Source organism: Polaribacter marinivivus (genome assembly GCF_042651285.1).
Classification (GTDB): Bacteria; Bacteroidota; Bacteroidia; order Flavobacteriales; family Flavobacteriaceae; genus Polaribacter; species Polaribacter marinivivus.
On sequence record NZ_JBHSCY010000001.1, the window covers coordinates 434,295 to 454,087 of the forward strand.

Below are 19,793 nucleotides of genomic sequence, written 5' to 3' on the forward strand. Positions count from 1 at the left end.
ACGCTTAAAATTACAAAATGTTTCTCGAAAATACAGTAAATCATACAGAACAATTTGGCTGGATAGAAGTTATCTGTGGATCTATGTTTTCTGGTAAAACAGAAGAATTAATTAGGCGTTTAAAAAGAGCGCAGTTTGCAAAACAACGAGTTGAAATTTTTAAGCCTGCTGTAGATGTGAGATATGATGAAGATGAAGTGGTATCTCATAATGATAACAGAATACGTTCTACACCTGTACCAGTTTCTTCTAACATAAGGTTACTAGCTAATGATGTAGATGTTGTAGGTATAGATGAAGCCCAGTTTTTTGATGATGAAATTGTTGCAGTTTGTAACGATTTAGCAAATAGAGGAATTCGTGTAATAGTAGCTGGTTTAGATATGGATTTTAAAGGTAACCCTTTTGGTCCTATGCCAGCATTAATGGCAACAGCTGAGTATGTAACTAAAGTACATGCTGTTTGCACTCATACAGGAAACTTAGCACATTATAGTTTTAGAAAAGCTCAAAATGATGATTTGGTTATGCTTGGCGAAACTCAAGAATACGAACCTTTAAGTAGAGCTGCATATTATAAAGCAATACAAAAGCAAAAAGAAATGATTGCTTCTAAAAAAAGTGCATCAGATGACCAATAATCATGTTACTGTTTTAGAAATAGACGCTAAGGCTTTAGCTCATAATCTTAATTATTTTAAACAAAAATTACAACCAACAACAAAAATTTTAGCAGTAGTTAAAGCATTTGGTTATGGAAGTGATGGAGTAAAAGTTGCACAATTTTTACAAGATAAAGTAGATTATTTTGCTGTAGCTTACGCTCATGAAGGGATTGCTTTAAGAGAAGCAAATGTAAAAACTCCTATTCTTGTATTACATCCTCAAATACCTAATTTACAAAGTATTGTTGATTATAAACTTGAGCCTAACTTATACAATTTTAAAATATTTGATGCTTTTTTAACTTTAGCAGATGAAATTCCTTTAATGAATTACCCTGTTCATATTAAATTTAATACAGGTTTAAATAGATTAGGTTTTTGGCATAATGATATTCCTAAAATCATTGAGAGTTTACATAAAACTAATCATGTAAAAGTACAGTCTTTATTTTCTCATTTAGCAGCAAGCGAAGATTTGGAAGAAAAAGAATTTACCATAAACCAATTAAACAACTTTGCTTACATAGCTAAACAGTTTTACAAACATTTAGATTATGAACCTATGTTACATATTTTAAATACATCTGGGGTTGTAAACTATGCAAAAGCTCAATTTGATATGGTAAGAGTTGGTATTGGTTTGTATGGTTTTGGAAATGATGATAAAGAAACTGCTGAGCTTAAAAATACGCACAATTTAAAATCAATAATTTCACAAATTCATTTAATAGAACCAGGTGAAACTGTTGGTTATAACAGAGCTTTTGTTGCAAAAAGACATTCTAAAACAGCTACAATTCCTGTAGGTCATGCAGATGGTTTATCTAGAAAACTAGGCAATAAAAATGGATATGTACTCATCAATAATCAAAAAGCAAAAATTATTGGTAATGTTTGTATGGATATGATTATGGTTGATGTAACAAAAATTGACTGTAAAGAAGGTGATGAAGTCATTATCTTTAATAATCAAGAAATGCTTAATCATATATCAAAAGTTTCTGAAACAATTGTTTATGAAACCTTAACCGCCATTTCTCAACGTGTTAAAAAAATGTTAAAGAAATAAAAAAAATTAGTACATTCGCTTTACAAACTAATTTAAAAACAATTTAATATGGGTATGCTTAAAGAATTTAAGGACTTTGCTATGAAAGGAAACCTTGTAGATATTGCAGTAGGTTTTGTTATGGGTGCTGCATTTAAACAAGTAGTAACTTCATTTACTGGTGGTATTGTTTCTCCATTAATAGGATTAATATTTAAAGCAGATTTTAAAGATTTAAAATATGTAGTTAAAGAAGGTACATTAAATGATGCAGGAGAAAAAGTAGGAGAAGTTGCTGTTTTATATGGTGACTTTATAACAAATGTTATCGATTTTATTATTGTTGCTTTTGTAATGTTTATGATTATTAAAGGAATAAATGCTACTAAAAAGAAAGAAGAGCCAAAACCAGAAGCTCCAAAAGGACCTAGTCAAGAAGATTTATTAGCAGAAATTAGAGATTTATTAGCCAAGCAAAAATAAATTTATAAATTAAAAAACTTCTAAACCCAAGCATTAGCTTGGGTTTTTTTATGGATTCAAAAAAAAATACATACCACATGTAACCTTTTTGTAAATTGATGGTTTTAATAATAGTAACTAACCACAACCAATATTGAAACAGTTAACAGACGAAGAAATTATGTTAGCAATTGCCAATGGCAAAATAGAAATGTTAAGCATTTTGTTTGATAAATATAATGTACGCATCTATAACTATTTTAATAAAATGGTACAAAACAAAATGGTAAGTGAAGATTTAACACAAGATGTATTTATAAAAGTAATAAAGTATAGAACATCTTATAAAAACGGAAATTTTGCAGCTTGGATATATACAATTGCACGCAATATATTTTCAAGTTATTACCAAAAAACAAAAAAAGAACGTACTAATGAAATTGATGATGATAAATTGAATGCCAGTGAAAATTTAGTTTCAGAAAGCAATCAAGAAGAGATAGAACATTTACAAAAGGCGCTATTAAAACTATCAAATTCTGATAGAGAATTAATTGTAATGCATCGTTTTCAAGAAATAAAATACGAACAAATTGCACAAATTATTGGCAGTACAGAAAATGCTGTGAAAGTTAAGGTGCATAGAGCATTGAAGAAATTAAAAGAAATTTATTTTCAAAAATAAATAAGATGAAGTGTAAAGAAATTGAAAATCATTTAGGTGAATATTTAGAAGGTACTTTATCAGATACTATAAATTCTGAAATAAAGAATCATATAAATACATGTAGTAATTGCCAGCAAGAATTAGCAGAATTAAAATCGTTTTTAAGCATTTTAGACCATGATAAAATGGAAACTCCTTCTGCAAATTTAAAGTTGAATTTCGATAAAATGCTAGCTAAAGAAATTGAAGAAAACAAACCTAAAGTAATAGAATTAAAGACACATACAGATTGGAAAACTTACCTTAGAATAGCTGCAAGTGTTGTAATTGTTGTAAGTGCATTTTTATTAGGAAAATATCAATCAAACTCTTTACCAACAAACGAAAAAAATACAGCACAAGTGTTGGCACTTTTAGAAAATAGTTCAGCAAGTAAAAGAATTTTAGCAGTTACAAATGCTGAAGAATTTACAAATAAAGACACAAAAATTATAGAAGCATTAATTAATAGATTGTTTTTTGACAAGAATACAAACGTGCGTTTGGCTGCAGCAGAAGCATTGTCTAAATTCTCAGAAGAAACTATTGTTAGAGATGCTTTTATTAAAAGTCTTGAAACAGATACTAATACTTCTGTACAAATAGAAGTAATTCAAATTTTATCTAAAATTCAAGAAAAAAGAGCCATAAAGCCTATGCAGAAATTGCTCGAAAAAGAGGAAACTCCTCAATATGTAAAACAACAATTACAACTTAATTTATCAACATTATTATAGAAAGAAATCATGAAAAAAATAGTATTAATATTAGTATTCATTAGCAGTATTATTACTGCCCAACAAAAAGAATTTAAATATTCTTTAAACGGAATCACAAAAGTAGTTTTAACATCTGACACAAAGATGATTGTAGAAGTAGGTAATACAAGCCAACTAATTATTACTGATACAAAAAATAATAAATCAAAAAGTAATGAAAAACATGAGCATCATGAAGATCATTTTCCAAATAAAAAATCGAAAGAAAAAGAAGATAAAAGGAAAGGATTAACTGCTATTTATCCTGGAGGAAAAGATGATACAGATGGTTATGGATTTTCTATTTCTAAAGAAGAAGGGATTTTATATGTTACAGATTTAAAGTCTTTTATGCAAAGAAGAGGGTTAACTTTTAAGCTACCTAAAAACATGAATATTTCTGTTGATGCTGGAAACATGGGGTCTATTTATTTAGAAGGTTTTACAGGTGAAGTTGAAGCTACTTCTAACATTGGAAAAATTGAAATAAAAGATGTTACTGGCCCAATTACTGTAGATGGCAATGTTGGTAAAGTTGATATTGATTTTGTTAAAGTAAGTCAAAAATCGCCAATTACTATAAGTTCTTCTGTTTCAGAAATAGATGTTGCAATACCAGCAAATTCAAAAGCAGATTTAGAGTTAAGAACTCAAGGAACTGTGTATACCAATTTTGATATAGAAATGCCAAAGAAAAAAGGAATGCCAATTGTAAATGGTAGAAAAAGCATTGTTACTAAATTGAATAATGGAGGTGTAAAAATCTATATTAAATCTTCTATGGGTAACATTTACCTGCGTAAAAAATAAAAAATCAATCATTTAACTTAATATATTAATAATGAAAAACTTACTATTTTTCATAGGATTGTTATTGACTTTTAACAACCTATCAGCTCAAAAAAAAATAACAGAAAACACAAAAGCTAATGGTATAGATGATGTTTACATACATGTTAAATTCGCAAACAATATTGTAGTGAAAAATTGGGATAAAAACCAAATAGCATTAGAAGCAACTGTAAATATAGATGATAATAAACGTAATGATTATTTTTCTTTAAAAGCAGATAAAGTAGGTAGCACCTATAAAGTAGCATCAGATTATGGAGATTATTTTAAAAAATACAGAAGCTATTATTCTTACAACAAACATTCTCATGATGATGATGAAAAACACGATGATAAAAAAGAAAATAACGATTCTGATTGCCATAATCATAAACACAATAATATTGTAGACTATGTAATTTATGTTCCTAAAAATATGCAACTTAAAGTAAAAAGTATTTCTGGAAGTGTAGAAGCTGAAAACTATGCTGGTGTTTTAAAACTAGATTTAATTAGTGGCGATATCACAGTTAAAAAACACTCTAAAGACATGTATTTAAAAACAATAAGTGGTGATATAGACATATATGTTGCAGATGCAAAATTAGAAGCAAAAACTTTAACAGGTGGTGTTTATTCTGATTTAGATATCAATTTTTCTAAAAACAAAAGAAAAGGTTATGGTTCTAAAATTATTACTACCATTAATAAGGGAACTTCTAACCTTAGATTAAATACAATAAGTGGAGATATTTTTCTAAGAAAAATATAATTATTTGTATTATTTAATAGTAAACCATTTTCAAAAATTTGAAAATGGTTTTTTTATTTAAAGTTACTTTTTATAAAGTTTTAATTCCCTTTCAAAAAATACTTCCTCTTTTTCTTCTGGAAATTTAAAATTATCACAATAATAAATTCTTCTTGCATAAAGCCTAACTTTTAAAGGTTTTAAAGGATTTACTTTTGTGCAAACAATATCACCTGGCTTAAATAAATTATTCATGTTGTAGTTTTAAAGAAGAAATTCTTAATTATTTAAAGGTAGGTTATAAAAGTTAATAATATATGTCTTTAATGAAATTCATTTATTTTTAAAAAAGCAAATCATTTTAGAAATGGCTTTTTAGTATCTTTAAGTAATGAAAAAATACTTCTTTTTAATTTTTGTTTTTATTTATCAAATAGAATTTTCTCAATCAAAAACAGCAAATAGCATGAAAAATAAGTTCGAACCAAAAAATGGTAAAGTATTGGTTTTTGTTGGGCAAGATTTAGAAGCTTTGGGAGGTGTTAAACAATATAAAAATGGTTATCTAGATTACTTTGAAACTCCTGCAGGTATAACTTTATATTCAAATTTATCTCCTGGAGACCAATCTTACTCGTTATTATTAGAAGGTTTAGATGGATTAAAAACCAAAGCAAACTGGGGAGCAGGAGATACTTGTGCACAATATTTTATAGATGATGAACAATATAACAATACAAAGCTTACTATTGGCTTGTCTATGGTTAATCATGATAAAAATGTGGCTAAAGGCAAACACGATAAATTAATTATTGAATTAGGAGAATGGATAAAAACAACCAAAAGACCTGTTTTTTTAAGAATTGGTTACGAGTTTGATGGTTGGGATTGGAATAACTACAAGAAGAAACACTTTTTAAAAGCTTGGAAACGCATTTACAATATATTTAGAAAAATTAAAGTAGATAATGTTGCCTTTGTTTGGCAATCTAAAGGAACTGGATCTAACCAAAAGGTTTTAGAAGAATGGTATCCAGGAGATGAATTTGTAGATTGGTGTGGATACTCGTATTTTAATAATCCAGATGAAGAAATGATACAATTTGCCAGAAAACACAAAAAACCTGTTTTTATAGCAGAAGCTTGCCCTGTTTTAAAAGATGATTTTGGCAATTTCCATGCAGATTTAAAAAAGAATCCAAAATTAATTTGGGAAAACTGGTTTGTTCCTTTTTTTGAAACCATAGAAAAAAATAAAGATTTTATAAAAGCCTTTAGCTATATTAATGTTGATTGGAAATCTCAAATGATGTGGGCAACCAACGACTACTTTAAAAATGTAGACTCTAGAATTCAAAAAAGTGAATACATTACAAAAAAATGGTTAACAGAAATTGCTAAAGAAAAGTATATAAAAACTAATTAGTCTACTTAAAAAACAAAATCAATTTTATCTTTTTGTATTGCTCTTGTATTGGTTTATTCTTAGCCTTAAGTAATATTTGTCTCTATATTTGAAAATCTATTATAATTCAATTAAACATGAGAAAATTTTACATATTAATTTTAATTTTCAATATTAATCTTGGGTTTTCTCAATCACTTCCAATTGATTTCGAAACTTCAGTAACAACATCAGATTTTCAAGATTTTGATGGAGGAGTTGGTACTGTAGTATCAAACCCATATTTAGATGCTAATAACACAAGCAATACTGTTGGTCAAATTATAAGAAATGGAGGTAAAGTTTGGGCAGGCAGTAAAATTGTTCTAGAAAATAATTTAGACTTCTCTGTAAAGACAAAAATTACTATGAAAGTGTATAGTACTGCACCAATTGGTACCACTGTAAAATTTAAGTTAGAAGGCACAAGTGCTCCTGCAGAAGTAGATGCTTTTACAACAGTAAGTGGTGAATGGGAAACATTAGAGTGGGTCTTTTTAGAAGCTTCTAATGAATTGAATCAATTAGTTTTTATGTTCGATTTTGGTAACTTAGGTGATGGCTCAGCAACCTCAATATTCTACTTTGATGATATTGAACAAGTTACTGGACCTCCAGCTCCAATACCAACAACACTCCCTATTAATTTTGAGAATAATGTAGTAACTTCTGACTTTCTTAATTATTCTGGAGCTACAGTAAGTGTTATAGCAAATCCTCAAAAAAATGGAATTAACACAAGTAATACTGTTGGTAAATTTATTAAAGATGGAGGTGAATTTTGGGCTGGTAGTAAAGTATTACTATCAAACAATATAGACTTATCTACAATGTGGCAATTTTCTATGAAAGTTTATTCCACTGCACCTATTGGTACAAGAATAAAATTAGAATTAGAAGGCCTAGATGGAAAAATAAATTTAGATTATTTAACAACAGTTTCAAGTTCTTGGGAAACTGCTTCTTGGAATTTTCATGGTGTAACTGGTAATTATAATAAAATTAATTTTTTATTCGATTTTGGAAATGTAGGTAATGGTTCATCAAATTCTACTTTTTTATTCGATGATGTAGAACAAATTATTGGTAACAGTATCCCTGATCAAGTTGCAATAACTTTACCTGAAGATTTTGAAAATGGTGTTCTAGATTCAGATTTTAGAAATTTTTCAGGAGCATTTACAACAATAGTTGCTAACCCAAAAATAAATGCCAATAACCCTAGTGCAACAGTAGGTAAATTTGTAAGAAGTGGTGGAGCTCCTTGGGCTCAAAGTAAAATTAATTTAATTGATTTTTTAGATTTTACCAATTTAAGTGCGCTTTCTATGAAAGTTTATACTGAAGCACCTGTAGGTAGTTTATTAAAATTTAAAGTTGAAAGTACTGAAGCTGCTTTTGCAAATGAAAGAAACGTTAACACAACTGTTTCTGGAGATTGGGCAACTTATACTTGGGATTTTTCTGGTGATCCACCTGTATATAATGTAATTACATTAATGCTAGGTTACACAACACCAAATGATGCTTCTACTAATGCAACTTTTTACTTTGACGATATTACACATGAAAAGAGTACATTAAGTTCTAATGATGAATTATTAATAAACAAAATTTATGCTTATCCAAACCCGACTAAAAATGAAATAAATTTAAAAATCGAAGATGATTTTGAAGTTAAAAAAATAGAAGTATTTAATATACTTTCAACTAAATTATTTCAGTTTAATGGATATCAAAATAAAATTAACTTTTCTAATTTCTCAAAAGGTGTTTATATTTTAAAATTAACGTTAAAAAATGGCAGTATTATAAGTAAAAAAATTCTAAAACGATAGTTTAAGTTTTAAATAACTTCTTTTAAAATATTCAAAAACAGTTCTCTATCAATTTCTTTGGCTCCTAAACTTGCTAAATGATCGTTATACACTTGACAATCTATTATACGATAATTGTTGTTTTTTACTAAATGAATAAATGCTAATTTAGAGGTGTTAGATACTTTACTAAACATGCTTTCTCCGCAAAAAATTCCGTTAATTTCTAAACCATATAAACCACCAACTAATTCTTCATCTAACCAAACTTCTACAGATTTAGCAATACCTTTTTTATATAAATTAATGTATGCTTGCTGCATATCATCTGTAATCCAAGTTCCAAAACCATCTTTCCTATCAATATATTTACAATGATAGATAACCTCTTCAAAAGCTTTATTTTCTGTAATTACAAATTCGCTTTTTTGCATTACTTTTCGCATAGATTTTGAAATCTTCAAATCATTTGGAAACAAAACCATTCTTTTATAAGGACAATACCAAACAATAGGTTCTCCTTCAGAAAACCATGGGAAAATTCCGTTTTTATAAGCGTGTATTAAGCGTTCACAAGATAAGTCACCACCTAAAGCGATTATACCTTCTTTAGTTGTAAACTCATAAGGTGGAAATTCAATTTTATTTGAGAGCCAAAACATACTAAACTAATAAAAGTCCTAAAATATAAATACTAGAAGCTACTACCATTGCAATTAGTGTATAAGGTAGAATTTCTTTTGCCTTTAATTTAGTAATGCCAAGTAATGGCAAAGCCCAAAAAGGTTGCAACATGTTTGTTATTTGGTCTCCATAAGCTAAAGCCATAATTGCTTTTGGTAATGGTACACCTAATTGTAACGCAGACTCTACAACTATTGGTCCTTGTACAACCCACTGACCTCCTCCACTTGGCACAAAAACATTAACTAAACCCGCACTAAAAAAGGTAAAAATGGGCAGTGTTGGTTCTGTTGATATAGATACAAAAAAATCTGATATAAGATTTACCATTCCAGATTGATTCATAATACCCATAATACCAAAATAAAGAGGAAACTGAATCAAAATACCAGAAATATCTGATATAGATTCTCCTACTGCACTTGTAAATTTTTTAAAACTACCATGTAGCATAATACCTAATCCAAATAAGAAAAAGTTAATCAAATTTGGAGTTATTTTTAACTCAACTATATCATTAAAATATCGAATAAAGAAGGCTAATAAGACTACAAAACCAAAAAGCATGGCTAAAATTTTTGAAGTATCTAACCTTTCTGCTTTAGTAGTAACAAAATCATCTTTTTGTAATTGATATGTAGGTAAATCAATTTTTGTAGGCTTAGCATGTTTTCCTAAAAAATAGAATAATATTGGGATTACTATTAAAACAACTGTAAAAATAAGTAGGTTCCACCAACTAAAAACAGTTTGAGAATAATCTATATTATTAGGAATTTGATTAAGCAAATTACTTGAAGAAACCTGCTCCATAATCGATTTTATATGACCATCTTCATTAATTTTTATAGGTGCAGAGCCAGAGATTCCTCCATGCCAAACCATTAAACCTAAATAACCAGCAGCTCCAATAATTGGATAATTAATTTTAATATTACTTTTTTGTGCATGTTCTGCAACTTTTCTTGCTAAAAGTGCTCCAAAAATTAAACCTAAACCCCAATTAAAAAAAGCTACTAACATTGTAAAAAAAGCTACAATTGCAGCACTATTAGCGGTATTTGTACAATATTTAGTAATATGCAAGATTGCATTACTAATAGGTTTGCTTAACACCAAAACATGACCTAAGACTAAAATCAGCATCATTTGATAAGCAAATACTAAAAGGGAATTAGACCAAATTCCTGTTTCCCAAAACTCTAAAATTTCTTTGCTATAACTTAAAAAAGTCTCCTCAATTGGTTTTGTAAAAACAAGTGCTAAAAAAAAAGTGAAAAACGTAAGTAAAATAGCAATTGTAAAAGGTGATGGAAGGTAATTTTTAAAAATATTTTCAATAATTTTAGTAGCCTTCATCCTATTTATTTTTGATTAGCTAAAATACTAATTTCTTAAAAAACCGTTAATCTGCAACATAACAAAGTTTTCTAAATTTATTGTCATTACTTTTGCAAACTGATTCTTTTGATAAAAGAAAAAAATGCCGAAGAAAACAAAAAGATCTAATAAACGAAGAGCAAAACTGGTTCATAAATATTACTCTAGAACTGGTTTTTATTTATTTGTTTGGGAAAGTATAAAAAAAGCAATCTTACCAATTTTAGGTATTATTTTGGTTATTTTCTTATTTAATAAATACGTTTATAATATAAACGAAGGCTTACGAAATTTTACAGAAACTTTTTCTAGAATAACTGTTATTTCTGTTTTTTTTATTTCAGAAACTATTTTAGGATTAATTCCTCCAGAAATATTTATTGCTTGGTCTAAAAAAACAGAAACACCCATCTTAAATTTATCCATCTTAGCTGTACTTTCATATTTTGGTGGTTTGCTATCTTATTTTATTGGAAGAATGGCTTTAAAAGTAAATAGCGTAAAAAACTATTTAGAAGTTAAGATGGCAGACAACTTAAAAAACACTCGCAAATGGGGTGGCATTTTAATACTCGTTGGTGCATTATTACCTCTACCATTTTCCATAGCTTGTATGACAGCTGGTATGATTAAATACCCTTTTAAAAATGTAGTTTTTTTAGGATTATTTAGATTGGCAAGATTTGCAATATATGCTTGGGCAATTTTTAAAGTAGTCAACTAAAAACTACTACCTTTGTAATATGGGATTAACAAATAACGATATTTTTAAAAAACTACGAGTTGCACATAAACTAAGAGACACTGATATTATAGAAATTTGTGCTTTGGTAGATTTTAAAGTTACAAAAGCAGAATTAGGCGCTATTTTTAGAAAGGAAGATCATCCTAAGTATATGGAGTGTGGAGATCAATTTTTACGAAACTTTTTAAATGGATTAATTATTCATCTTCGAGGTCCAATGCCTAAAAAAGAAAATAAATAAGCACAAAAAAAGGAGGAAATTTAGTTTAAATTTCCTCCTTTTTTTATATATAAATAGCGTTTATTTTAAAACGGTAAATCGTCTGGTTCTTCATCAGAAACATTAGATGCTGGTTGAAACTGATCAACTGGAGGTAAATTTTGAGCTTGTGGAGCTTGGCTTAAGTTTTCGATTCTCCATCCTTGAATAGAGTTAAAATATTTAGCTTCACCTTGTGGATTTATCCACTCTCTTCCTCTTAAATTAATAGATACCTTAACATCTTGCCCAACTGCATAATTGTTTAACAAGTCTGTTTTATCTTGTACAAACTCAATCATTATCATTTGAGGATATTGCTCATCTGTAGTTACTACTAATTCTCTTTTTCTGAATCCATTAGATCCAAAAGTTTGTACATCTCCAATTAATTTTATTTTACCTATAACTTCCATAATTCTTATTTTAATAAAAGTACTCTCCAAGCACTTTCTACATCATTTTTTTGTAAATATTCTTGAGCAAATGTATGTTTTTTTGTCTTTTCTAACCCTATAAATTCAGGGTGTTCTTTTCCAAAGTTATTAACAGCTTCTTCTGTTGGTAAATGCTCTACATTTCCTAATAAACCTAAATTGTTCCCAGTAAGAATATCACTATTTCTAATTTCAGAAGGTATAGCATCAACCCCAATTCCTAAAGTAGCAATTGGCTTTGGAATTTCGAAAAACCCATCTCTAGCTCTAGAATAATAGCTACCTCCTGCTCTTGCAACCAAGTCTATTTTATGTTGGTCTATACTACCATCTTCAGCTAAAACGTCATCTGCTATATGTATTTTTACCACTTCACAAACTATTAAATTCCCTGCTCCACCTTCATTCCCTGTGTAAATAATATCTGTCACCTTACATTCAAATTGCACAGGAGATTCTGCAACTCTAAAAGGTTTTACTTCATCAGATTTCAGCATTGTTAAACCCGATTTTTCAAACTCATTTACCCCTTTTGCATACATTGTACTACTTAAAGACATTTGTTGTACAATAGCATAATTTACTACATTAATCACAACTTCTTTAGTTTCTTCTGCATTGTCTAAAGTATGTTTTGTGGTATTATTTCTAACACTTCTTGCAGGAGAAAAAATTAATGTTGGCGGATTTGAACCAAATACATTAAAAAAAGAAAAAGGTGCTAAATTAGGATTCCCTTCAGCATCAATAGTACTTGCAAAAGCAATTGGTCTTGGTGCAATAGCACCTAGTAAATAACTATGTAATTTACCTGTAGAAATTTCTTTTGGATCTATAGAAAGCATAATAAATATTTTGATTTGTAAAGATACTATCTAAACTTGAAATGAGTTATATACTTGAAATCTTTATATTTGTTTTTAATGAACCTATTCTCTAATACACTTTTATTTAAAAGAGTTGCTATTGCAGTTTCTTTTGTAATTGTTACACTTATTCTTTGGAATACCTATACTTTTTTTCAAAAGTTTAAGACAGAAGAACGTGTAAAAATGGAGATTTTAGCTGAGGCGCAAAAAGAAATAGGTTCTATTTCAGATTTAAATGCTAGTGTTACTTTACCTCTAAAAGTTATCGAAAATAACAATAGTATTCCTATGATTTTAGTAGATGAAAAAGGTGATATTTTATACACTCAAAATTTAGATTCTATAAAATCCCTAAATCCTAGTTACATAGAAAAGCAATTGGCTATTATGAGAAATCAAAATGAGCCAATTACCATTTCTTACGATGGAAAAAACAAACAGTTTATTTATTATAAAGATTCAGATTTATTAAATAAACTTACCTATTATCCAATAGCTTTAATACTTATTTTAATATTATTTTTAACAGTAATATACTTGTTTTACAGTTCTAATAAAGCTGCTGAAACAAATAGATTATGGACAGGAATGGCTAAAGAAACTGCTCATCAAATAGGGACTCCTTTATCTTCATTATTGGGTTGGATTTCTATTTTAAAAATGGAAAAAGTTGATGAAACTTATATAGACGAAATAGAAAAGGATGTTTACAGATTAAATACAATTGCCAATCGTTTTTCGAAAATTGGTTCTGTTCCTGAATTAAAATCAGAAAATATTATCTCAGTTACCAAGCAAGCTTTTGATTATCTAGAATCTAGAAGTTCTAAACAAATTAGCTTTTCTTTTAAAACTGATGAAAAAGAAATAAAGACAAAACTTAATAAAGAATTATTTGGCTGGGTAATCGAAAATCTAATTAAAAATGCCATTGATGCCATGCAAGGCAAAGGAAAATTACACTTAGAGATTTCTCAAACTCAAAAAAAAGTAAAAATTATAGTTTCTGACACTGGAAAAGGAATGCCTAAAAAACTATTTAAACAAATATTTAAACCAGGTTTTACAACAAAAAAACGTGGTTGGGGTTTAGGGTTGTCTCTTTCTAAACGAATTGTAGAAGATTACCACAAAGGAAAAATATTTGTAAAAAAATCTGAACTAGGAAAAGGAACTACTTTTCAGATTTTGTTGGATAAGATTTAACTACTAGACTTCAAACTTTGTCTTATTGCAATAATTGACAGAATAAATATTAAAAGAGAATAGATGTAGTCTTCCTCTTTATAACTTCCAATAAAAAAGAGCTTATTTCTATTTTTATTTGTAAGCATTAAAACTTGTTCTTTGTTTGAAACTAAATCACAAAATTTTATACCAGCTTTTTTAACATAAATCTTTCCATTATATTCTAAATTACAATAACCTCCTCTTGAAGTCACTGAACTACAATCTTCTGGTGCTTCTATAACTTTGGCATAAACTTTAATTTGATTTTTTTCAACAATCATTTTTTCATAAGTTCCCCAAAATAAAATCAGTGAAATTCCTAAAACTAAGAAACTTAAAATAAGTAATAACTTATTAGAGTTAATACTAAGCATAACTATACAAAATTATCAGCAATCAATTTAGCTAATTCAACAAACTCATCATTACTTAGCTTTACTTTTTGTTGAAACTGCATATCAGCCATCGAATTTATAGGAATTAAATGTACGTGAACATGAGGTACCTCTAAGCCAATTACACTCATTCCAATTCTCTTACAAGCAATTGTTTTTTCTAATGCTTTGGCTACTCTATATGAGAAATCCATTAACGCTGAATACTCGTCTTTAGATAAATCAAAAATCTTATTTTCTTCTTTTTTAGGTACAACTAAGGTATGTCCTTTTGCATTTGGGTTAATATCTAAAAAGGCGATAAAATCATTATTTTCTGCAACTTTATAACTAGGTATTTCTCCGTTTATAATTTTTGTAAATATGCTCATGATTTGTTGTTTTTAGTAAAAATAAAAAACGCTTTGCAAATGCAAAGCGTTTCATTAATATCTTTTGTTTTTTTACCTAGAAATTTCTAAAATTTCAAATTTCATAATTCCATTTGGCACTTGAATTTCTGCAATATCACCCACTTTTTTACCAAGTAATCCTTTTCCTATCGGAGAGTTTACAGATAGTTTTCCATTTCTAACATCAGTTTCAGAATCTGCAACTAATCTATAAGAAAACTCCATTCCGTTTGTAGTATTTTTAATCTTTACATTAGAATGAATTAAAATCTTAGATGTATCTAATTGACTTTCATCTAAAATTCTTGCATTTGCTATTACATTTTTCAGTTTTGCAATTTTTGTTTCTAAATGAGATTGTTCTTCTTTTGCTGCATGATATTCTGCATTCTCACTCAAATCACCTTTATCTCTTGCATCAGATATTTCTTGAGTTACTCTTGGTCTTTCAACTTGTTCAAGATGAACCAATTCATCTTTCAATTTCTTTAATCCTTCTGGTGAATAATAAGATATGTTACTCATAATAATTCTATTTAAAATAAAAATCTCATCGCCAAAATAGGAATGAGATTAGACTACAAATGTACAAAATATTTGTAAATTGGCATCGTTATTAGCACTAAACTACTGCTACTTATGTTTAAAAAAATAATATTACTTTTTGGCTTAATTGTATTATCAAACTGTTCTACTAATGAAAATTTAGCAAACTGTATACAATCCTTACCTTTAAGTGTAAATGCAGATTTAAATAACCCTAATTTAATAAATGTACAAGTTCCTGGAGGACATGCAGAAATTGCTGGTGGCAATAAAGGCCTAATATTATTTAATAAAAACGGAACAGATTTTGTTGCTTTTGATAGATTATGCCCAGCAAGCGACTGTAACTCTCCTATGACTTTTGAAAACAGATTGTTAAAGTGCTCTTGTGATAATAGTACTTACAGTGTAGACTTTGGTGGTGCTCCTCAAACAAACGGATTTGAATGTCCAGCAATCGAATACAGAGTTCTAAGAAATGGTAGTTCAATAAGAATAACTAATTTTTAGGCAAACTCCTTAATCTTGCTTATTTTTGCTTAGAATCAATAAATCTATAAGCAATCGTGCAAAATTATTTTTCTTCAAATTTTAAATTAGGTGTTTTAGGAGGTGGACAGTTAGGCAGAATGTTGCTTACTGAAACTCAAAAATTCGATATTCATACTTCTATTTTAGATGCAAGTCAATCTGCACCCTGTGCAGAAATTTGTAATACTTTTGTAATTGGTGATTTATTAGATTTTGATGCGGTTTATAATTTTGGTAAAACTGTAGATTTACTAACAGTAGAAATAGAAAAGGTAAACATAGACGCTCTTGATAAGTTAGAAGAAGAAGGGTTAACCATATATCCAAAACCTAAAGATTTAAGAATTATACAAAGTAAAGCAAGACAAAAGCACTTTTATTTTGATCATCAAATAAAAACAGCCCCTTTTTCTCATTTTGCATTTTTAGAAGAATTACAACATTGTGTAGAAAATAGCATAATTGATTTTCCTTTTGTATGGAAAGCTGCACGTTTTGGTTATGATGGAAATGGAGTTAAAATCGTTAGAAATTATGAAGATTTAGTTTCTTTACCAAAAGTTGAATGTATTACAGAAGAACTTATACCTTTTAAAAATGAATTAGCAGTAATTGTAGCTAGAAATGCTAAAGGTGAAACTAAAACTTATCCTGTAGTTGAAATGGAATTTCATCCAGAAGCAAACCAAGTAGAATATGTAATTTGCCCTGCAAGAATTGAAGATGCTGTTGCTAAAAAAGCACAAGAAACAGCACTTAAAGTTGTAAATGAATTAAATTTTATTGGACTTCTTGCTGTAGAAATGTTTCAAACAGAAACCAATGAAATTTTAGTAAATGAGGTAGCTCCAAGAACTCACAATTCTGGTCATTATTCTATAGAAGCGAGTTATACTAGTCAATTTGAGCAACATTTACGCGCTATTTTAAATCTTCCTTTAGGAAATACAGATAGTAAAGTTGCAGGAATTATGGTAAATTTAGTAGGTGCTGAAGGTTTTTCTGGTGATGTGATTTATGAAAATATTGAAGAAGTTTTACAGATTGATGGAGTAACACCTCACATTTATGGAAAAAAAGAAACACGTCCTTTTCGTAAAATGGGTCATGTAACTATTGTAAATGAAGACGTAAATAAAGCTAGAGAAATAGCACAAAAAGTTAAAGAAACAATAAGAGTAATTGCGTAGTAATTGTAATTAAGCTGAACTTGGTTCAGCTTCTCAAAATAAAAATAACAGATCCTGAAACAAGTTCAGGATAAATCTAAGATTTATGGTAGGAATAATAATGGGAAGCGATTCTGATCTTCCAATAATGCAAGAAGCAATAGATGTTTTAGAAAGTATGGATATTCAAATTGAAGTAGATATTGTTTCTGCTCATAGAACTCCAGAAAAATTATTTGACTATTCAAAAAACGCACATAAAAGAGGTATAAAAGTTATCATTGCAGGTGCAGGAGGTGCTGCTCATTTACCTGGTATGGTTGCAAGTATGAGTCCTTTACCAGTAATTGGTGTGCCAGTAAAAAGTAGAAATTCTATAGATGGATGGGATTCTGTATTATCTATTCTTCAAATGCCTGGAGGTGTACCTGTAGCTACAGTAGCTTTAGATGGTGCAAAAAATGCAGGAATTTTAGCAGCTCAAATTATTGGTGCATCAGATAAATGTGTTTTAGATAAAATTATAGCCTACAAAGAAGGCTTAAAAATAAAAGTTGAAAAGGCTTCAGAACGTGTAAAAAAATAACTTTTTACAATCAACTTTTTTAAATAACTATTCAAATTCACTTTTTTAAAATGAATCCATTATTACAACCTTTTGATATAGCTCCTTTTCAACAAATTAAAAGTGAGCACTATAAACCTGCAATTAAAGAAGCGATTGCTTTAGCAAAGGCAGAAATTGACCAAATTGTAAATAATACTGATACACCAACTTTTGAAAATACAACAGTTGCCCTAGATTTTACAGGTGAAAAACTAAATAGAATAACTTCTATATTTTTCAACTTAAACTCAGCAGAAACAAATGACGAAATTCAAAAAATAGCACAAGAAGTTTCTCCATGGTTAAGTGAATTTAGAAACGACATCACCTTAAATGAAGCGCTTTTTAAAAGAGTAAAATCTGTTTTTGATACTAAAGAAAATCTGGAATTAACTCCAGAACAGACTATGTTATTAGAAAAACAATACAAAGGTTTTGCAAGAAATGGGGCAAATTTAAATGATGATGATAAAGCAAAACTTAGAGCAATAGACACAAAACTTTCTAAACTCTCTTTACAGTTTGGAGAAAATGTGTTAGCAGAAACCAATGCTTTTGAATTACATCTTACAGATGAAAATGATTTGTCTGGTTTACCTGAATCTGCTAAAGAAGCTGCACATCAATTAGCAAAAGAAAATAATAAAGAAGGCTGGATTTTCACTTTAGATTATCCAAGCTACATCCCTTTTATGACCTATGCTGATAATAGAGCTTTAAGAAAAAAGTTAGCCCTTGCATTTGGTAGTAAAGGGTTTCAGAACAATAAAAACAATAACGAAAAAATTGTTTTAGATATTGTAAATCTTCGTCATCAAAGAGCCAATTTACTAGGATATAAAACACATGCGCATTTTGTTTTAGAAGAAAGAATGGCAGAAACTCCAGAAAAAGTAATTGAGTTTTCTAATAATTTACTTGAGAAAGCCAAACCAGCTGCACTAAGAGAATTTAAAAACTTAGAAAATTATGCTAAGAAACTAGATAATATAGATCAATTGCAAAAATGGGATGGAGCCTATTATTCAGAAAAATTAAAGAAAGAGTTATTTGATTTAGATCAAGAAATCTTAAAACCTTATTTTAAATTAGAGAATGTAATTGATGGTGTTTTTGAAGTAGCAACCAGACTTTTTGATTTGCATTTTAAAGAGGTTTTTAATGTAGAAAAATATCATGAAGATGTAAAAACTTATGATGTTACTGATAAAGATGGAAATTATGTGTCGCTTTTTTATGCAGACTTTCATCCTAGAAAAGGAAAACGAAATGGTGCTTGGATGACAAGCTATAAATCACAACAAATTAAAAACGGAGTAAACGAAAGACCTCATGTTTCTATTGTTTGTAATTTTACAAAACCTACTAAAACAAAACCTTCTTTATTAACTTTTAATGAAGTTACTACACTGTTTCACGAATTTGGGCATGCTTTACATGGTATGTTAGCAAACACAACTTATAACAGTTTATCTGGCACTTCTGTTTCTTGGGATTTTGTAGAATTACCAAGTCAAGTTTTAGAAAATTGGTGTTATGAAAAAGAAGCTTTAGAGTTGTTTGCAAAACACTATGAAACTGGTGAAGTAATTCCTATGAAATATGTAGAAAAAATAAAAGAATCTGCAAGTTTTCATGAAGGTATGCAAACTTTACGTCAGTTAAGTTTTGGCTTATTAGATATGCAATGGCATAGTCAAAATCCTTCTGAAATTACCTCTGTAAAAGAATTTGAAAATAATGCGTTTTCTGAAACAAAATTGTATCCAGATGTAGCAGAAAATTGCATGAGCACCTCTTTTTCTCATATCTTTCAAGGAGGCTATTCTTCTGGTTACTATTCATATAAATGGGCAGAAGTTTTAGATGCTGATGCATTTGAATTCTTTTTAGAAAAAGGTATTTTTAATAAAGAAGTAGCATCAAAATTTAAAGACAATGTGCTTTCTAAAGGAGGTACAGAAAAACCAATGCAATTGTATAAACGTTTTAGAGGAAAAGAGCCAAAACCAGACGCTTTACTAAAAAGAGCTGGGTTGTTAAGTGATTAAAACTAATTAACAAAAA

Annotated in this window: 24 protein-coding genes; 16 read left to right on the forward strand and 8 right to left on the reverse strand. The window is 28.7% G+C overall.

What is annotated here, in order from left to right; translation table 11 throughout:
- Positions 1-17 precede the first annotated feature (17 nt).
- From ACFOWD_RS02020 to ACFOWD_RS02050, 7 genes are all read left to right on the forward strand, one after another.
- Entirely contained in the window at positions 18-641 is a 624-nt protein-coding gene (locus ACFOWD_RS02020; RefSeq protein ID WP_298989775.1) for a thymidine kinase, read from the forward strand.
- Positions 631-1,734, forward strand: a complete 1,104-nt coding sequence (gene alr / locus ACFOWD_RS02025) for an alanine racemase (RefSeq protein ID WP_377407684.1) — start codon at positions 631-633, stop codon at positions 1,732-1,734. The genes ACFOWD_RS02020 and alr overlap by 11 nt, the downstream gene beginning before the upstream one ends.
- A 54-nt stretch (positions 1,735-1,788) precedes the next feature.
- Positions 1,789-2,196: a large-conductance mechanosensitive channel protein MscL gene (gene mscL / locus ACFOWD_RS02030; protein WP_298992516.1), complete on the forward strand. Its 408-nt coding sequence runs from the start codon at positions 1,789-1,791 to the stop codon at positions 2,194-2,196.
- Between the two features lie 133 nt (positions 2,197-2,329).
- On the forward strand, positions 2,330-2,860 hold the full coding sequence (locus ACFOWD_RS02035) for an RNA polymerase sigma factor (RefSeq protein ID WP_377407686.1): 531 nt from the start codon (positions 2,330-2,332) through the stop codon (positions 2,858-2,860).
- Positions 2,861-2,865: 5 nt separating this feature from the next.
- Positions 2,866-3,618, forward strand: a complete 753-nt coding sequence (locus ACFOWD_RS02040) for a zf-HC2 domain-containing protein (protein WP_377407688.1) — start codon at positions 2,866-2,868, stop codon at positions 3,616-3,618.
- 9 nt (positions 3,619-3,627) lie between these two features.
- Complete coding sequence (locus ACFOWD_RS02045) at positions 3,628-4,449, forward strand: hypothetical protein (RefSeq protein ID WP_377407690.1); 822 nt, start codon at positions 3,628-3,630, stop codon at positions 4,447-4,449.
- Positions 4,450-4,480: 31 nt separating this feature from the next.
- Positions 4,481-5,242, forward strand: coding sequence for a DUF4097 family beta strand repeat-containing protein (locus ACFOWD_RS02050; protein WP_377407692.1), 762 nt, complete (start codon positions 4,481-4,483; stop codon positions 5,240-5,242).
- 63 nt (positions 5,243-5,305) lie between these two features.
- Here ACFOWD_RS02050 and ACFOWD_RS02055 read toward each other — a convergent pair whose 3' ends face one another.
- On the reverse strand, positions 5,306-5,476 hold the full coding sequence (locus tag ACFOWD_RS02055) for a hypothetical protein (RefSeq protein WP_377407694.1): 171 nt from the start codon (positions 5,474-5,476) through the stop codon (positions 5,306-5,308).
- 211 nt (positions 5,477-5,687) lie between these two features.
- Between ACFOWD_RS02055 and ACFOWD_RS02060 the strand changes: the two genes are divergently transcribed.
- Entirely contained in the window at positions 5,688-6,647 is a 960-nt protein-coding gene (locus ACFOWD_RS02060) for a glycosyl hydrolase (protein ID WP_377407696.1), read from the forward strand.
- 116 nt (positions 6,648-6,763) lie between these two features.
- The gene (locus tag ACFOWD_RS02065; protein ID WP_377407698.1) at positions 6,764-8,503 is read left to right on the forward strand and encodes a T9SS type A sorting domain-containing protein; all 1,740 of its coding nucleotides are present in this window, start codon (positions 6,764-6,766) and stop codon (positions 8,501-8,503) included.
- Between the two features lie 8 nt (positions 8,504-8,511).
- Here the strand turns inward: ACFOWD_RS02065 and aat are convergent, their stop codons facing one another.
- Positions 8,512-9,144 (reverse strand): leucyl/phenylalanyl-tRNA--protein transferase, encoded by a 633-nt coding sequence (gene aat, locus ACFOWD_RS02070; RefSeq protein WP_377407700.1) that lies wholly within the window; start codon positions 9,142-9,144, stop codon positions 8,512-8,514.
- A 1-nt stretch (position 9,145) separates the two neighbouring features.
- Complete coding sequence (locus ACFOWD_RS02075; protein WP_377407702.1) at positions 9,146-10,525, reverse strand: short-chain fatty acid transporter; 1,380 nt, start codon at positions 10,523-10,525, stop codon at positions 9,146-9,148.
- A gap of 124 nt (positions 10,526-10,649) precedes the next feature.
- On the opposite strand from ACFOWD_RS02075, the gene ACFOWD_RS02080 reads away from it, so the two are divergent.
- Together ACFOWD_RS02080 and ACFOWD_RS02085 are read left to right on the forward strand one after the other, a co-directional pair.
- On the forward strand, positions 10,650-11,270 hold the full coding sequence (locus ACFOWD_RS02080) for a YqaA family protein (RefSeq protein ID WP_298989861.1): 621 nt from the start codon (positions 10,650-10,652) through the stop codon (positions 11,268-11,270).
- Between the two features lie 19 nt (positions 11,271-11,289).
- Positions 11,290-11,532, forward strand: a complete 243-nt coding sequence (locus tag ACFOWD_RS02085; protein ID WP_298989863.1) for a DUF1456 family protein — start codon at positions 11,290-11,292, stop codon at positions 11,530-11,532.
- Positions 11,533-11,597: 65 nt separating this feature from the next.
- Here ACFOWD_RS02085 and ACFOWD_RS02090 read toward each other — a convergent pair whose 3' ends face one another.
- Positions 11,598-11,966 carry a DUF3127 domain-containing protein gene (locus ACFOWD_RS02090; protein ID WP_298989872.1) on the reverse strand — a complete coding sequence of 123 codons (369 nt, stop codon included), beginning with the start codon at positions 11,964-11,966 and terminating at the stop codon, positions 11,598-11,600.
- A 5-nt stretch (positions 11,967-11,971) separates the two neighbouring features.
- Entirely contained in the window at positions 11,972-12,832 is an 861-nt protein-coding gene (locus ACFOWD_RS02095; protein WP_377407704.1) for a flavin reductase family protein, read from the reverse strand.
- A gap of 78 nt (positions 12,833-12,910) precedes the next feature.
- Here ACFOWD_RS02095 and ACFOWD_RS02100 point away from each other — a divergent pair, with 78 nt between their 5' ends.
- Positions 12,911-14,062, forward strand: coding sequence for a sensor histidine kinase (locus ACFOWD_RS02100; RefSeq protein WP_377407706.1), 1,152 nt, complete (start codon positions 12,911-12,913; stop codon positions 14,060-14,062).
- On the opposite strand, the gene ACFOWD_RS02105 is transcribed toward ACFOWD_RS02100, so the two are convergent.
- The 3 genes from ACFOWD_RS02105 to greA form a co-directional block, all read right to left on the reverse strand.
- Positions 14,059-14,460: a hypothetical protein gene (locus ACFOWD_RS02105; protein ID WP_377407708.1), complete on the reverse strand. Its 402-nt coding sequence runs from the start codon at positions 14,458-14,460 to the stop codon at positions 14,059-14,061. The two genes, ACFOWD_RS02100 and ACFOWD_RS02105, sit on opposite strands and share 4 nt — an antisense overlap.
- A 2-nt stretch (positions 14,461-14,462) precedes the next feature.
- Positions 14,463-14,852 carry an HIT family protein gene (locus ACFOWD_RS02110; RefSeq protein ID WP_377407710.1) on the reverse strand — a complete coding sequence of 130 codons (390 nt, stop codon included), beginning with the start codon at positions 14,850-14,852 and terminating at the stop codon, positions 14,463-14,465.
- A 72-nt stretch (positions 14,853-14,924) separates the two neighbouring features.
- Positions 14,925-15,398 (reverse strand): transcription elongation factor GreA, encoded by a 474-nt coding sequence (gene greA / locus ACFOWD_RS02115; protein WP_298989884.1) that lies wholly within the window; start codon positions 15,396-15,398, stop codon positions 14,925-14,927.
- Between the two features lie 114 nt (positions 15,399-15,512).
- Between greA and ACFOWD_RS02120 the strand changes: the two genes are divergently transcribed.
- The 4 genes from ACFOWD_RS02120 to ACFOWD_RS02135 all read left to right on the forward strand — a co-directional run bounded on the left by ACFOWD_RS02120 (position 15,513) and on the right by ACFOWD_RS02135 (position 19,777).
- Entirely contained in the window at positions 15,513-15,929 is a 417-nt protein-coding gene (locus tag ACFOWD_RS02120; protein ID WP_377407713.1) for a phosphoribosylaminoimidazole carboxylase, read from the forward strand.
- Positions 15,930-15,985: 56 nt separating this feature from the next.
- Positions 15,986-17,140, forward strand: a complete 1,155-nt coding sequence (locus tag ACFOWD_RS02125; RefSeq protein ID WP_377407715.1) for a 5-(carboxyamino)imidazole ribonucleotide synthase — start codon at positions 15,986-15,988, stop codon at positions 17,138-17,140.
- 85 nt (positions 17,141-17,225) lie between these two features.
- The gene (gene purE / locus ACFOWD_RS02130) at positions 17,226-17,705 is read left to right on the forward strand and encodes a 5-(carboxyamino)imidazole ribonucleotide mutase (RefSeq protein WP_377407717.1); all 480 of its coding nucleotides are present in this window, start codon (positions 17,226-17,228) and stop codon (positions 17,703-17,705) included.
- Positions 17,706-17,755: 50 nt separating this feature from the next.
- Positions 17,756-19,777, forward strand: a complete 2,022-nt coding sequence (locus ACFOWD_RS02135) for a M3 family metallopeptidase (protein WP_377407719.1) — start codon at positions 17,756-17,758, stop codon at positions 19,775-19,777.
- The last annotated feature ends 16 nt before the right edge of the window (positions 19,778-19,793 follow it).

Excerpts from the sequence above, each read along its gene's own strand:
- ACFOWD_RS02075 (WP_377407702.1), bottom strand. The coding sequence starts at position 10,525 with ATGAAGGCTACTAAAATTATTGAAAATATTTTTAAAAATTACCTTCCA.
- ACFOWD_RS02105 (WP_377407708.1), bottom strand. The coding sequence starts at position 14,460 with ATGCTTAGTATTAACTCTAATAAGTTATTACTTATTTTAAGTTTCTTA.
- ACFOWD_RS02110 (WP_377407710.1), bottom strand. The coding sequence starts at position 14,852 with ATGAGCATATTTACAAAAATTATAAACGGAGAAATACCTAGTTATAAA.
- ACFOWD_RS02095 (WP_377407704.1), bottom strand. The coding sequence starts at position 12,832 with ATGCTTTCTATAGATCCAAAAGAAATTTCTACAGGTAAATTACATAGT.
- ACFOWD_RS02085 (WP_298989863.1), top strand. The coding sequence starts at position 11,290 with ATGGGATTAACAAATAACGATATTTTTAAAAAACTACGAGTTGCACAT.
- ACFOWD_RS02045 (WP_377407690.1), top strand. The coding sequence starts at position 3,628 with ATGAAAAAAATAGTATTAATATTAGTATTCATTAGCAGTATTATTACT.
- greA (WP_298989884.1), bottom strand. The coding sequence starts at position 15,398 with ATGAGTAACATATCTTATTATTCACCAGAAGGATTAAAGAAATTGAAA.
- ACFOWD_RS02065 (WP_377407698.1), top strand. The coding sequence starts at position 6,764 with ATGAGAAAATTTTACATATTAATTTTAATTTTCAATATTAATCTTGGG.
- purE (WP_377407717.1), top strand. The coding sequence starts at position 17,226 with ATGGTAGGAATAATAATGGGAAGCGATTCTGATCTTCCAATAATGCAA.
- ACFOWD_RS02050 (WP_377407692.1), top strand. The coding sequence starts at position 4,481 with ATGAAAAACTTACTATTTTTCATAGGATTGTTATTGACTTTTAACAAC.
- mscL (WP_298992516.1), top strand. The coding sequence starts at position 1,789 with ATGCTTAAAGAATTTAAGGACTTTGCTATGAAAGGAAACCTTGTAGAT.
- ACFOWD_RS02055 (WP_377407694.1), bottom strand. The coding sequence starts at position 5,476 with ATGAATAATTTATTTAAGCCAGGTGATATTGTTTGCACAAAAGTAAAT.
- alr (WP_377407684.1), top strand. The coding sequence starts at position 631 with ATGACCAATAATCATGTTACTGTTTTAGAAATAGACGCTAAGGCTTTA.
- ACFOWD_RS02060 (WP_377407696.1), top strand. The coding sequence starts at position 5,688 with ATGAAAAATAAGTTCGAACCAAAAAATGGTAAAGTATTGGTTTTTGTT.
- ACFOWD_RS02020 (WP_298989775.1), top strand. The coding sequence starts at position 18 with ATGTTTCTCGAAAATACAGTAAATCATACAGAACAATTTGGCTGGATA.
- aat (WP_377407700.1), bottom strand. The coding sequence starts at position 9,144 with ATGTTTTGGCTCTCAAATAAAATTGAATTTCCACCTTATGAGTTTACA.
- ACFOWD_RS02080 (WP_298989861.1), top strand. The coding sequence starts at position 10,650 with ATGCCGAAGAAAACAAAAAGATCTAATAAACGAAGAGCAAAACTGGTT.
- ACFOWD_RS02040 (WP_377407688.1), top strand. The coding sequence starts at position 2,866 with ATGAAGTGTAAAGAAATTGAAAATCATTTAGGTGAATATTTAGAAGGT.
- ACFOWD_RS02090 (WP_298989872.1), bottom strand. The coding sequence starts at position 11,966 with ATGGAAGTTATAGGTAAAATAAAATTAATTGGAGATGTACAAACTTTT.
- ACFOWD_RS02100 (WP_377407706.1), top strand. The coding sequence starts at position 12,911 with ATGAACCTATTCTCTAATACACTTTTATTTAAAAGAGTTGCTATTGCA.
- ACFOWD_RS02135 (WP_377407719.1), top strand. The coding sequence starts at position 17,756 with ATGAATCCATTATTACAACCTTTTGATATAGCTCCTTTTCAACAAATT.
- ACFOWD_RS02120 (WP_377407713.1), top strand. The coding sequence starts at position 15,513 with ATGTTTAAAAAAATAATATTACTTTTTGGCTTAATTGTATTATCAAAC.